Consider the following 12,806-nt stretch of genomic DNA (forward strand, 5'->3'; position numbering starts at 1 on the left):
TCGGGGGACCAGTCATGGATGGATCAGAAATCTCTAAGTGGATTCTCAGCCCATCTGGGCAACCTGAGTGACCTTGACTTCGTTTGACGAAGTGACGGACACGAGGGTTGGACATACGGGTCGGACCGGATCGGCGTGACTGGCCGGCGGACCTTTTACAAGAGAAGAGCACGCAGCACAATGACGAACCACCCGAGGTACTCCCAGCAGCCGGAGCAGCATCCCGGCGGCGCCCCCGGATACGCCGGTGCGCGTCCTGATCCTTACCAGTCACAGCCCTACGACTGGCGATATGCGCGTCAACAACCCCAGCAGCAGTTGCCGCCGCCGCAGCAGCAGCCCCACCAGCAGCAACACCAGGGCCAGCAACACCAAGGCCAGCAACACCAAGGCCAGCAACACCAGCCGCCGCAGCAGGCTTACCGCGCGCCGTATGACCCCTACCGGATTCCGGCCAGCCCGCAGCCCGTTCCGGCCAAGAAGCGGTCCAGGTCCGGCCTGGTGGCCGGGGCGCTCGCGGTGGCCGTGATGTCGGCCGGTGTCGGTGGCGGTGTCGCCACCCTCGTGCGCGACGACCACCCCCGCCTCGGCTCGCAGGGCCTTGGTGCCGCGCCGACCGTCCCCGCGGCTGCCCTGCCGCCGGGCTCGGTGGAGCAGGTGGCGGCCAAGGTGGTGCCGAGTGTGGTCAAGCTCGAAACCGACCTGGGCCGCGCGTCCGAAGAGGGCTCCGGCATCATCCTCACCGCCGACGGCCTCATCCTGACCAACAACCACGTCGTGCAGGCCGCCAAGCCCGGCGGGCCCGGCCCCGCGCCGGTACCCCCCGGCGGCGCACCGGCACCGACCGGCGCCCAAACCAAGGTGACGTTCTCCGACGGGACCACCAAGTCGTTCACCGTGGTGGGCACCGATCCGAGCAGTGACATCGCGGTGGTGCGCGCGCAGGACGTCTCGGGCCTCACCCCGATCACGGTCGGCTCGTCGGCCAATCTGCGAGTGGGTCAGGACGTGGTGGCGGTCGGTTCACCCCTCGGACTCGAAGGCACCGTCACCACCGGCATCGTCAGCGCGCTGAACCGTCCGGTCGCCGCCGGTGGCGACGCCCGCAACCAGAACACCGTGCTCGACGCCATCCAGACCGATGCCGCGATCAATCCGGGTAACTCCGGTGGCGCGCTGGTCAACATGAACGGCGAGCTCGTGGGCATCAACTCGGCGATCGCCACCCTGGGTGGGGATTCGCCTCAGGCGCAGAGCGGCTCGATCGGGCTGGGCTTCGCGATCCCGGTCGATCAGGCCAAGCGGATCGCCGATGAGCTCATCCAGAACGGGACGGCCTCGCACGCCTCGCTGGGGGTGCAGGTCAGCAATGACACCACCAGCGACGGCGCCAAGATCGTCGAGGTCACCAACGGCGGGGCTGCCGCAGCGGCAGGTTTACCCAGCGGTGTGGTGGTCACCAAGGTCGATGACCGGGTGATCGGCAGTGCTGACGCGCTCGTAGCAGCGGTGCGGTCCAAGGCCCCCGGCGACAAGGTCACGCTGACCTACCTCGACCAGGGCGGCAAGCCGCAGACCATCGAGGTCACGCTCGGCAGGGCCGAGCAGTGAGCACGCTGACCGGGCCCGGCGGGATGGCCACACTGCGTCTGGCTACACCGTTGTCTGCCGCCGGATATACGGTTGCAGGCATGGAACAGCCAGGGGAGTTGGTGGGGCGGGCGCTCGTCGTCGTCGTGGATGATCGCACTGCACACGGCGAGGAAGACCACAGCGGTCCGTTGGTCACGGAGTTGTTGGGTGAGGCCGGATTCGTCGTCGACGGTGTCGTGGTCGTGTCCGCAGACGAAGTCGAGATCCGTAATGCGCTGAACACCGCGGTGATCGGCGGTGTCGATCTGGTGGTGTCCGTGGGCGGGACGGGAGTCACGCCGCGCGATGTGACGCCGGAGGCCACCCTCGACATCCTCGATCGCGAACTGCTGGGCATCGCCGAGGCGTTGCGGGCCTCGGGGCTGTCGGCCGGCATCGTGGATGCCGGGCTGTCCCGCGGCCTGTGCGGAGTGTCGGGCAGCACGCTGGTGGTGAACATCGCCGGGTCACGCGCCGCAGTGCGCGACGGTATGGCCACACTCGGGCCGCTGGCTGCGCAGGTGATCGGCCAGTTATCAAGCTTGGAGATCTGAGCGCAAACGGAGACGGCGGCCACGGGCCGCCGTTTCTTTTTGTTGGTGAATGTCGCGCCGATCGTTCATGCTGGTTAAGAGCAGGTTAACGGGATGTTGCAGACCACGCGGCCTGGAATGTGAGCTTCGTCACAAAGGGGAATCGCGATGCCGGAAGCGAACAAAAGGTCCCGTCACGCAGTTAACAAGATCTTCGGTGAGGCCCTCCCGGACATCGCTCCCGACGAACGCGACACCGCTTCGCCGGACGATGATGCCGACCGTGACCGGTGGTTGCGGAACAACATTCCGCCTCATCATCACTGAGAAGGTGAGCAGCTTGTGAGGGCCGGGAAATCCCTGCTGGAGACTGTGGTCTGGACCTCAGCTTGCTATCAAGGCGAACGGCGTCACAGCATTGCCCAGCGGGCCAACTTGCAGCGTCGTGACGTTGTGCGCCATCTCCCAGTCGGTTCTCAGCAAATTTTGATCGATCGAACGTATGCGGCACTGCGGATATGTGCTTGCGTTGCCGCCCGGATGCCCTCCCGTTATGTTCCTCGTGTCAACGATGAGCATTAAGTAAGAGCGACGTGTGGAGTTCCTAATCCGCATCACATGTTGGTCTTGCGCGGCGGTACGGTCTGCGGGGGCCGGGACGTCAACCACAAACGGTGGCCTCCGGGAGCGCCGGCGATATAGCTAGGGAGAATATGAAGGCATTCAGTCGGGTGCTGGTCGCGATGGTGGCGGCCATCGCGGCGTTGTTTACGAGCACGGGTATTTCTCATGCGGGTCTGGACAATGAGCTGAGCCTGGTCGATGGTCAGGATCGGACTCTGACTGTTCAGCAGTGGGACACCTTCCTCAATGGTGTGTTCCCGTTGGACCGCAACCGGTTGACCCGTGAGTGGTTCCATTCCGGCCGCGCCAAGTACGTGGTGGCCGGCCCGGGGGCCGATGACTTCGAGGGCACCTTGGAGCTGGGTTATCAGATCGGCTTCCCCTGGTCGCTGGGTGTGGGGATCAACTTCTCCTATACGACCCCCAACATCCTGATCGACGATGGTGACATCACCGGCCCGCCCTTCGGTTTGGAGTCGGTCATCACCCCGAACCTGTTCCCGGGTGTGTCGATCAGTGCCGATCTGGGCAATGGCCCGGGTATTCAGGAAGTGGCCACGTTCTCGGTGGACGTCAAGGGTCCGGCCGGTGGTGTGGCGGTGTCCAACGCGCACGGCACGGTGACCGGTGCTGCCGGTGGTGTGTTGCTGCGTCCGTTCGCCCGTCTGATCGCCTCGACCGGTGACAGTGTCACCACCTACGGCGAGCCCTGGAACATGAACTGAGCATATGAACTGAGCACATGAGCGCCACGTTCTGAACGCCTACGTTCTGAGCACCGCTGAAAACGGCCCCTGGAACTTCCAGGGGCCGTTTTTGTGTGCCGGAATGGCGCGCGCTCAGGTGCGATCGGCGCTGGTGTGCTTGGCGGTGTCGGGGCTCGGGCCGGTGCCGGGGCCACTGACATGCTTGCCGCTGTCGGCGTCGCCGTTGGAGGCCAGCAGATCGCGGATCTCGGTCAGAATGCTCAACTCGGTGTCCTGGGCCTGCTCGACTTCGCCGCGCTCACGCAGCTTCTTGTAAGGCACCATGATGACGAAGTAGATCACCGCGGCCACCAGGACGAAGTTGATAGCGGCCGACAGCACGGCATTGAGGTCCACGAACGTCTCGGGATCGCCGCCGAGCGAGATCTTGAGCAGGCCGTACTCCTTGCCGGGGCCGGCGCCGACGCGGTCGATCAGTGGCTGGATCACCTTCTCCGTGAAGGCGGTGACCAACCCGGTGAAGGCGGCGCCGATGACCACAGCAACCGCAAGATCGATGACGTTGCCGCGAGATAAAAACTCCTTGAAGCCCTTCAACATGCTGCGGACCCTCCCTGCAGTGGTGTGTGTTGGTGCGACAAGCAAACAGTAACGGAGTTGGCCGAACGGCTGGGTGATTGTGGGACAACAACTTCGGTATGTGTGAACCATGTTGTCCGGCAAGGGAACCCGGACTCAATGGATGGTCAGGGTGACGGCCTGCACCAGGCTGGTGGCCGCGACATCATTGGCTGAGCGGGCCGGCAGCGCCACCAGTGCCACCCGGTCGTTGCCTACACCGGCCCCACGGGCCTTCTCTGAAACGAGCACCACCACGGCTCCCGAGGCCACTACGACCGGCCGGGGCGGTGCCTTGTCGTCCTGATCGGCGGTCACCGTCAGCACGTCGACCACGTCGCCGGGTCGGATCAGATCCAGCAGGGCGGTGTCGCTGAGTTTGATCGGCACGATGCGGGCTTCTGGGCCCGCTGCCGTTTCGGCCAGCCGCGACCCGAGCAGCCGGACATCGGTGATCACCTCGCCACGACGAGCCGGGGCCGTCAGCGTCGCCCCGATCACCGGTGCCATGTCTCGCTGGGCGCCGTCGGGCAGGGTGGCCGTGCTGTGTCGTTCCAGGCGCACGTCGGCGGCGGTCAACGCGATGCCGGGGGACAGGTCGTGCGCTGCGACCGCGATCTCGGTGTACTCGCCGTGCGGATCGGAGCGCAGGGCCGCGATGGCTGCCAGAAGCACCAACCCGGCTGCGGCCGCACGGCGTGCGGCCACTGTGCGGGTCCAATCGGGCCGGGCAGCCGTCAGCCGACGCCAAGCCGGTGGGTCGAGTGATTGGGCCATGGCGCCACGCTAGGCGCGCGAAGGCTCCGTGAGAACGACGTATTCGCCGTCCTGTGGATAACTTCCGGAGTTAGCTTGAGGCTGCCGCGGCGGGGGCGGCGCTGGAGCTGCTCGACGAAGAACTGCTCGACGAGTCGGAGGAAGACGACGACGAGTCGGACGACGAGCTCGAAGAGCTGCCTTCCGAACTCTTGGCGGGCGAGCCGTTGACCGAGCTCTTGCCCGATTCGCGGTTGTCGGTGCGGTAGAAGCCGCTGCCCTTGAACACCACGCCCACCGAGCCAAAGAGCTTGCGCAGCTTGCCGGAGCACTTGGGGCAGGTGGTCAGCGCATCGTCGCTGAAGGCCTGCACCGCGTCGAACCGATTGCCGCACTCAGTGCATGCGTAGGAATAGGTAGGCACGAAAACCCTCCGAGTTGGTCAAACTTGTTAGCACTCTACCGGCTCAAGTGCTAGAACCGCTACGTGGGCCATGTCATTCCCGCGGGCCGCCGGCGCCGGCGCACCGGAAGATTATCCGTACTGCTCGTGGTGACGGTAATCGTGGCGGTGCTGGCCGTGCTGGTGGTGGCCCGTATGCGCGCGGCAACCCCGGTCGACGATTCCGCTGCGCACCCCTCCGCGCCCCCGGCCACCGGTCAGGCGCCGGCGCCGCGGACGCCCGCCTACGCCCGGGCCCGCACGCTGCTGGCGGGGTTGCCGGTCAAGGGCTGGGATCGCGACACCGACTACGCCCGCGCCCGCTTCGGTGAGGCCTGGAGTGACGACGTCAACGTCGAGTTCGGCCACAACGGCTGCAACACCCGGGACGACATCCTGCGCCGCGACCTGGCTCAGCTGATGGTCCGCCCCGGCACCTGCTACGCCGCCACCGGTGTCCTGCGCGACCCCTACACCGGTGTCGAGATCGCGTTCACCCGCGGGCCCGACACCTCCAGCACGGTGCAGATAGACCATCTCGTGTCCCTGTCGGACGCCTGGTACAAGGGGGCGCGTACCTGGGACCCCCAGCGGCGCAGGGACTTCGCCAACGATCCGGGCAACCTGATCGCGGTCGCCGCACAGCCCAACTTCGACAAGGCATTCCGCGACGCGGCCAGTTGGCTGCCGCCCAACGTGGCGTTCCGCTGTGAGTTCGTGGCCCGCCAGGTCGAGGTGAAAGCCGCCTACCAGCTGTGGGTCTCGGCGAAGGAAAAGCGGGCGATGGAGACGGTACTCGACAACTGCTAGCCCGCCGGATTCGCGATCGGCCCGCCAAAGGTCCACACACACCACTTACGCCCCCGTAAGCTGGCGTTGCCCCGCCCGACGAGCAAGGGGTGCGACGATGAACCTTGTTGAATACAAACAGAAATCGGCATTCCCGGGCCAGATCGGCCGCAGCAGGGCGCGTCATTGAACTCACAGCAGCGCTGAGCCGGAAGGACACATCATGGTCAAAGGAACGGCGAACGAGGCGGGAACCGCCGAGCCGCACCTGGCGCGCGAGCAACTCCCGATTCCGGACCCCAAACACGTCGGGTTGACGACCTACGACGCCAAGGACCCGCATACCAAGTATCCGCCGATCAAGGAGTTGCGGCCGCCCAAGGGCGCACCCAACGTGCTGATCGTCCTCATCGACGACGTGGGGTTCGGCGCCTCATCGGCCTTCGGTGGCCCCTGCCACACCCCGGTCGCGGAGCGGCTGGCAGCGGAAGGGCTGAAACTCAACCGATTCCACACGACAGCATTGTGCTCGCCGACCCGGCAGGCCCTGCTCACCGGACGTAACCACCACTCGGTCGGAATGGGTGCCATCACCGAGATGGCAACCTCGGCGCCGGGCAACAACAGCATCCGGCCCAAGGAGAAAGCGCCGATCGCCGAGACCCTCAAGCTCAACGGGTACTCCACCGCGCAGTTCGGGAAATGCCATGAGGTGCCCGGCTGGGAAGTCACCCCGGTAGGACCGTTCCATCAGTGGCCCACCGGTTCCGGCTTCGAGTACTTCTACGGGTTCGTCGGTGGGGAGGCCAACCAGTACTACCCGGGGCTGTACGAGGGCACCACCGCGGTCGAGCCGCCGCGCTCACCCGAGGAGGGCTACACCCTTACCGAGGATCTCGCCGACCACGCGATCACCTGGGTGCGCCAGCAGAAGGCGTTGATGCCGGACAAGCCGTTCTTCATGTACTTCGCGCCGGGCGCCACGCATGCCCCGCACCACGTTCCCAGGGAGTGGTCGGACAAGTACAAGGGCAAGTTCGACGAGGGCTGGGATGCGTTGCGGGCGAAGATCCTCGAACAGCAGAAGAAACTGGGTGTGGTGCCCGACGATGCCGAACTGACCAAGAGGCACGACGAGATCCCCGCCTGGGACGACATGCCCGATGAACTCAAGCCGGTGCTGGCCCGGCAGATGGAGATCTACGCCGGGTTCCTCGAGCAGACCGACCACGAGGTGGGCCGCCTCGTCGAGGCGATCGGCGATCTGGGGGTACTGGACGACACGCTCGTCTACTACATCATCGGCGACAACGGTGCCTCGGCCGAGGGCACACTCAACGGCTGCTTCAACGAGATGACCACGCTCAACGGCATGCCCGGAATCGAGACCGTGGAGTTCCTGCTCTCCAAGATCGACGACTTCGGTACGCCGGAGGCCTACAACCACTACGCCGTCGGCTGGGCGCACGGTTTGTGCGCTCCGTACCAGTGGACCAAGCAAGTCGCCTCGCACTGGGGTGGTACCCGCAACGGCACCATCGTGCACTGGCCGAAGGGGTTGGCCGACAAAGGCAAGACGCGCAATCAGTTCCACCACGTCATCGACGTCGCGCCCACGATTCTGGAGGCCGCGGGTCTGCCCGCACCCACGTTGGTCAACGGTATCGCGCAGGCACCTTTGGAGGGCGTCAGCATGCTGGGCACACTGCGTGACGCCGCGGCGCCGGAGACGCATGTGGTGCAGTACTTCGAGATGATGGGCAACCGCGGTATCTACCATGAGGGCTGGACTGCCGTCACCAAACACCGCACGCCGTGGAAGGCCGACACGCCGCCGGCATTCGACGACGACGTGTGGGAGCTCTACGGGCCCGACGATTGGACCCAGTCGCGCGACCTCGCCGCCGAGAATCCGAAGAAACTCGCTGAGCTGCAACGGTTGTGGCTCATCGAGGCAGTCAAGTACAACGTCGTCCCACTGGATGACCGCGGTTTCGAGCGCATCAATCCCGACATCGCCGGGCGTCCGCAGCTCATACGTGGCAACACGCAGTTGCTGTTCCCGGGCATGCGGGTCAGCGAGTGGGCCGTTCTGACGCTCAAGAACAAGTCGCACTCGGTGACCGCCAACATCGTGGTGCCCGAATCGGGCGTCAACGGCGTGATCGTCACTCAAGGCGGCAGCGTCGGCGGATGGTCGCTGTACGCGCACGAGGGCACGCTGAAGTACTGCTTCAACTTCTTCGGTATCGAGCACTACATCATCACGGCGGACAAGCCGATACCAGCCGGCAAGCATCAGGTGCGGATGGAATTCTCCTACGACGGTGGGGGATTGGCCAAGGGCGGGGACGTCACGCTGTACTACGACGGCGAGGCTGCCGGCAAGGGCAGGGTCGAGCGGACCATCCCGATGGGCTATTCGGCCGACGAGGCGTGCGATGTGGGTTCGGACACCGGATCGCCCGCCTCACCCGACTACGGGCCGACCGGAAACAAATTCACCGGCGAGATCGAGTGGGTACAACTCGACATCGGCGAGGACGGCAATGATCACCTCATCACGGCAGAGGATCGATTCAACATCGCCATGGCCAAGCAGTAGCGGTCACGACGTCCGGTAACGCGGCACGATCATCACCGGCACCGGGGAGCGACGCAGGATCTTGCCCGCGGCCGAGCCGAGGAACACCTGCGCGCTTGGCGCGGCCGCGCCCGAGCCGAGCACCAGCATGTCCCCGGTGTCCCACCCGATGCTCTGCACCGCGCTGTTCCAATCGTGGCCGGCGCCGACGACGACGTCGACGTCCGGAACGGCCATCCGGTCGCGAATGGCATTGAGTTGCTTGGTGATTTCGGCGATTGTCCGCCGTGACCACTGCTGGACCACCAACTCCTCGGCAGAGGTTTCGATGGTGCCGGCGAACGCCGCGGTGTTGCGAACGGTGAACGACACGATGCGCAGCTTGGCCTTCCAATCCGCCGCCAGCTCGGCGGTGGCCGGGATGAGTCCGTTGACGTCGGCTTCCCCGCCGTAGGCCGCGGTGAGGCGGCGGATCGCGGGGTCGGTCTGGGCGTATCCACGCGGTGCGAAGACCACCGGCACTCGGGCGGTGTGCACCAGGCGTTCGGTGACACTGCCCAGTGCGACCCGGCCGAGCATCCCCGATGACGATGAGCCGACGGACACCATGGTCGCCCGGTGGGTGTCCGCGAGCTCAATCAAACCCGTTGGTATCGAGGTGGATTCGTGTACCACGGGGGTGACGTCGAGATCGATGGGCAGTACCGCGACCGCGCGCTGTAACGCCTGGGTGGCCTGCGCGCGGACGTAGGCCAGATACTCACCCTCGACCGGGTCCTCACGCGGTGGCCAGACCCGTTCCACCACCGCCGCCGCGATCACCTGCTCGCCTGTGGTGCGGGCGATCTGGATGGCCAGGTTCAGCGGTGCGCTGCTGTGCCGGCTCGCACTGAATGCGGCGAGGATGGTCACGACGCATGCTCCTGGGTGCGGGCTCGTGACACCACATGGGTCACCGGGATCTGATGTTCGGTGCGGGCCCGGTCGACGACGTCGAAACGGTGCCACACCGAATCCTCCGGCGGGAGAGTCGAAATGACGATCTGGTCGGGCCGGAACTCCTCTACTGCGTGGGCCAAGGCTCGCAGCGGACGATAATCGCCCAACTCGCCGTCGGCCCGCAGCTCCTCGGCGCGCAGTGTGTTCAGCGTCTGGTCGAGGCGGCGCTGGGCCGCGCGCGCGGTGGCCTCGGAGATGTCGAGCGGGCCGTGGGTGGCGGCCACCCCGGTCTCGATCGGGCTGGCCGGCACCACGACGTGATAGACCGCATCGCGGTCGGCGCCGATGCGGCGCAGCTCAGCGAGTAGTTCACTGGATTCCACAGTCTCGTTGGCCAGCACCAACACTCGGTGCGGATGCGGGGCCCCGGCCGCCGGGACCATCTCGGGTGCTTCGGGTTTGCGTCCGATGAACCAGCGGTTGGCCAGGAACAGTGCGATGACCACAGCCCAGGACAGCAGGCTCAGGGTCAATGCCTTCCGGTTGTCGCCGCCTTGGACGAACATCTGGACCAGGATGGCGGTGATCGCGACCGCAGTCAGTATCGAGAGCACCGGGAACAGCCACATCTTCACCTTGAGGGTGTCGGCCGAGGCGCGGTAGCGCAGCACGATCTGCGAGATCGCGATCAGCAGATAGACGAACAGGATGACAGCGCCGCTGGAGTTCAACAGGAACGCGAAGATGGTGTTCGGCGAGAATGCCGCGGCGATCACGCAGATGAAACCGATCACCGATGAGGTCAGGATGGCCGGGGCCGGAACCCCTCTCCGGGTCACCGCGACCAACTGCGGCGGCGCCTCGCGACGGGCGGCCAGGACGAACAACATCCGCGACGCCGTGTACATCCCGGAATTCAGGCAGCTCAGCACGGCCGTGAGCACCACGGCGTTCATGATGTGGTCGGCGTACGGAATGCCCATCTCGGTGAACGCCGAGACGAACGGCGACGCGGCGACCTGGTCGCTGTTCCACGGCAGGATGGTCACCAACAGGAACGCGGAGCCGACGAAGAACACCGCGATGCGCAGGATCACCGAGTTGGCGGCCTTGGCCACCGCCCGTTCGGGATCCGAGGATTCCGCGGCCGCGATGGTCGCGATCTCGGCGCCCACCATCGAGAAGATCACTGTCACCACACCGACCGTGATGGCCATCGCGCCCACCGGGAAGAACCCGCCGTGCGAGGTCAGGTTCGAGAAGTCCATGTCCTTGTGCGGCCACAGCCCGATCACGTACAGCGCACCCAGGCCGATGAAGGCGATGATCGCCGCCACCTTGATCCCGGCGAACCAGTATTCGAACTCGCCGAACGACGACACCGAGAAGAGGTTGGTCGCTGTCATGGCGATCAGCAGCAGTAGCGCGGTGAGCCAGATCGGTGCCGCCGGTATCCAGTACTGGATGATCTTGGCGCCGGCGATCGCCTCGAAGCCGACGACGATCACCCAGAAATACCAATAGAGCCATCCGACCGAGAACCCCGCCCAATTGCCGAGCGCGTTGCGGGAGTAGTCGGCGAACGATCCGGTGGACGGGTTCGCCACGGCCATCTCGGCGAGCATTCGCATCACCATGATCACCAGGACCCCGGCTAGTGCATAGGTGATGAACGCACCGGGACCGGTATCACCGATCACCACGCCCGAACCCACGAACAGCCCGGCGCCGATCACGCCGCCAATGGCGATCATCGTCAACTGTCGCTGACTGAGCGCCTTCTTCAATGCGGGTGTTTCACCCATTTGAGTACCGACTCCTCCATGATGTGTGACTCAGGTCACAAGCGGCCAGAAGAGAACGCTATGCCCGGCGACCGGTCGACGGAGCCGAAATGGGGCTGAAACTGTAGGAAACTCGCCCGGCTCGTTCAGACAGCTGTCGAATCGGGGCGGTACAGCCCGGCCAGGCGAGCGAGCCGCAGGCTCAGCATCAGATTGAACCGGGTCTCACCGTCGCTGAGATCGCCGTCGACTGCCTCGGTGAGCCTCTCCAGCCGGTAGTACAGCGTGGACCGGTGCAGATACATGTCCTCGGAGGTGCGCCGGACGTCACCGCCGTTGGCCAGATATGTCTCGAGCGTGCGGAGGAGGTCGTCGCGGTTCTGCTCGATCAGGCTGACGATGCCGGGATGGACCAGCTCGCCGAGCCGGTCCGGACCGTAGGCCTGGCCCAGTAAAGCGAGGGTGCGCCACGAGCCGAGTGCGGACCAATCGGCCACCTGGGCGCTGCCCGCGCCGATCCGTGCGAGTGTCAGCGCCAGGCTTGCCTGGCGGAACCCAAGGGCCGCTTGCGTTATCGGAAGGGTGACGCCGGATGTGCCGATGGCTGGGCGGGTTCCGTAACTGGCCCGGACGGCCAGGACCACGGTTTCGGCAGTGGTGGCAGACCCGGCGTCGGAACGTGACACCGCGAGGATCGTCGTCGGCGGTCCTGCCAGGGTGTACCACCGGCGCGTCCGGTCGGTTGCCGCCAACCGGAGACGCAGCGCCAAGCTCCGATCGACCGAATCGTCCGCGCCCTCAGCGCCCGGCTCGAACCTGAAAACCTGGACCACGTCGTGCGGTTCGGCCATCGCCCTGGCGTGCAGTTCGGCGACCACCGCCTGGGCCTGCCCGGGATCTTCGGCGCCGATCAACCGCATCAAGAGGCCCTGGCGCTCCGACTCTTCGGCGCGCAGCGCCGCGTTGCGGCGATCGAGGATGGCCAGCAAGTCACCGGCGGCCCGCTCGGCCAGCTGCTGATCATGCTCGGACAGTGAGCCATCCGGGGCGATGATCCAGAGGTAGCCGAACCGCTCGGACGCCGAGCGCACCGGCACGCAGAACCGCGGCATCAAGCCGTGGTGCGGAAATGCCGGGGTCCACAACGCCGAGTCCGCCGAGCCGATCCCGAATTCGAACAACGCCGCCTTGACCTCCGTGCGCGTCTCACGTTGCAGCACGCTGTGGACGCGCACGTCGTCCAGCTCGCCGAGCTGGCGGCTGTGTGTGATCGGAGTCAGCTCCTCGTCATCCAGCAACACGGCTCGGTCCAGGGTCTGGGCCAGCACGTCGACGATCAGCTGCATGCGGACACTGAAGTCAGCGCTCACCGGATCGGACACCTGACGATTCTGGACC

Annotated in this window: 11 protein-coding genes; 5 read left to right on the top strand and 6 right to left on the bottom strand. The window is 65.8% G+C overall.

The genetic code is table 11. The annotated features are described in order from the left end of the window. Positions 1–180 precede the first annotated feature (180 nt). From ACZY08_RS18580 to ACZY08_RS18590, 3 genes are all read left to right on the top strand, one after another. Complete coding sequence (locus ACZY08_RS18580) at positions 181–1,611, top strand: S1C family serine protease (RefSeq protein WP_463746100.1); 1,431 nt, start codon at positions 181–183, stop codon at positions 1,609–1,611. A gap of 23 nt (positions 1,612–1,634) precedes the next feature. Further along, complete coding sequence (locus ACZY08_RS18585) at positions 1,635–2,186, top strand: MogA/MoaB family molybdenum cofactor biosynthesis protein (RefSeq protein ID WP_463746558.1); 552 nt, start codon at positions 1,635–1,637, stop codon at positions 2,184–2,186. 692 nt (positions 2,187–2,878) lie between these two features. Further along, complete coding sequence (locus tag ACZY08_RS18590; RefSeq protein WP_166906262.1) at positions 2,879–3,514, top strand: MspA family porin; 636 nt, start codon at positions 2,879–2,881, stop codon at positions 3,512–3,514. A 114-nt stretch (positions 3,515–3,628) separates the two neighbouring features. Here the strand turns inward: ACZY08_RS18590 and mscL are convergent, their stop codons facing one another. The 3 genes from mscL to ACZY08_RS18605 form a co-directional block, all read right to left on the bottom strand. Beyond that, a complete protein-coding gene (gene mscL / locus ACZY08_RS18595) occupies positions 3,629–4,096 on the bottom strand; it encodes a large-conductance mechanosensitive channel protein MscL (protein ID WP_463746101.1) in 468 nt (155 codons plus the stop codon). A 135-nt stretch (positions 4,097–4,231) separates the two neighbouring features. Beyond that, positions 4,232–4,891 carry an SAF domain-containing protein gene (locus tag ACZY08_RS18600; protein ID WP_463746102.1) on the bottom strand — a complete coding sequence of 220 codons (660 nt, stop codon included), beginning with the start codon at positions 4,889–4,891 and terminating at the stop codon, positions 4,232–4,234. Positions 4,892–4,961: 70 nt separating this feature from the next. Then, entirely contained in the window at positions 4,962–5,294 is a 333-nt protein-coding gene (locus tag ACZY08_RS18605; RefSeq protein ID WP_463746103.1) for an FmdB family zinc ribbon protein, read from the bottom strand. Between the two features lie 129 nt (positions 5,295–5,423). Between ACZY08_RS18605 and ACZY08_RS18610 the strand changes: the two genes are divergently transcribed. Then, the gene (locus tag ACZY08_RS18610) at positions 5,424–6,122 is read left to right on the top strand and encodes an HNH endonuclease family protein (protein WP_463746104.1); all 699 of its coding nucleotides are present in this window, start codon (positions 5,424–5,426) and stop codon (positions 6,120–6,122) included. Positions 6,123–6,324: 202 nt separating this feature from the next. Beyond that, positions 6,325–8,706 carry an arylsulfatase gene (locus tag ACZY08_RS18615; RefSeq protein WP_463746105.1) on the top strand — a complete coding sequence of 794 codons (2,382 nt, stop codon included), beginning with the start codon at positions 6,325–6,327 and terminating at the stop codon, positions 8,704–8,706. Positions 8,707–8,709: 3 nt separating this feature from the next. Here the strand turns inward: ACZY08_RS18615 and ACZY08_RS18620 are convergent, their stop codons facing one another. From ACZY08_RS18620 to ACZY08_RS18630, 3 genes are all read right to left on the bottom strand, one after another. Further along, the gene (locus tag ACZY08_RS18620) at positions 8,710–9,597 is read right to left on the bottom strand and encodes a universal stress protein (protein WP_463746106.1); all 888 of its coding nucleotides are present in this window, start codon (positions 9,595–9,597) and stop codon (positions 8,710–8,712) included. Then, positions 9,594–11,429, bottom strand: coding sequence for an amino acid permease (locus ACZY08_RS18625; RefSeq protein ID WP_463746107.1), 1,836 nt, complete (start codon positions 11,427–11,429; stop codon positions 9,594–9,596). The genes ACZY08_RS18620 and ACZY08_RS18625 overlap by 4 nt, the downstream gene beginning before the upstream one ends. 125 nt (positions 11,430–11,554) lie before the next feature. Then, positions 11,555–12,790 (bottom strand): PucR family transcriptional regulator, encoded by a 1,236-nt coding sequence (locus ACZY08_RS18630; protein WP_463746108.1) that lies wholly within the window; start codon positions 12,788–12,790, stop codon positions 11,555–11,557. Positions 12,791–12,806 lie beyond the last annotated feature (16 nt).

It is taken from the genome of Mycobacterium sp. IDUB_9 (assembly GCF_055419505.1).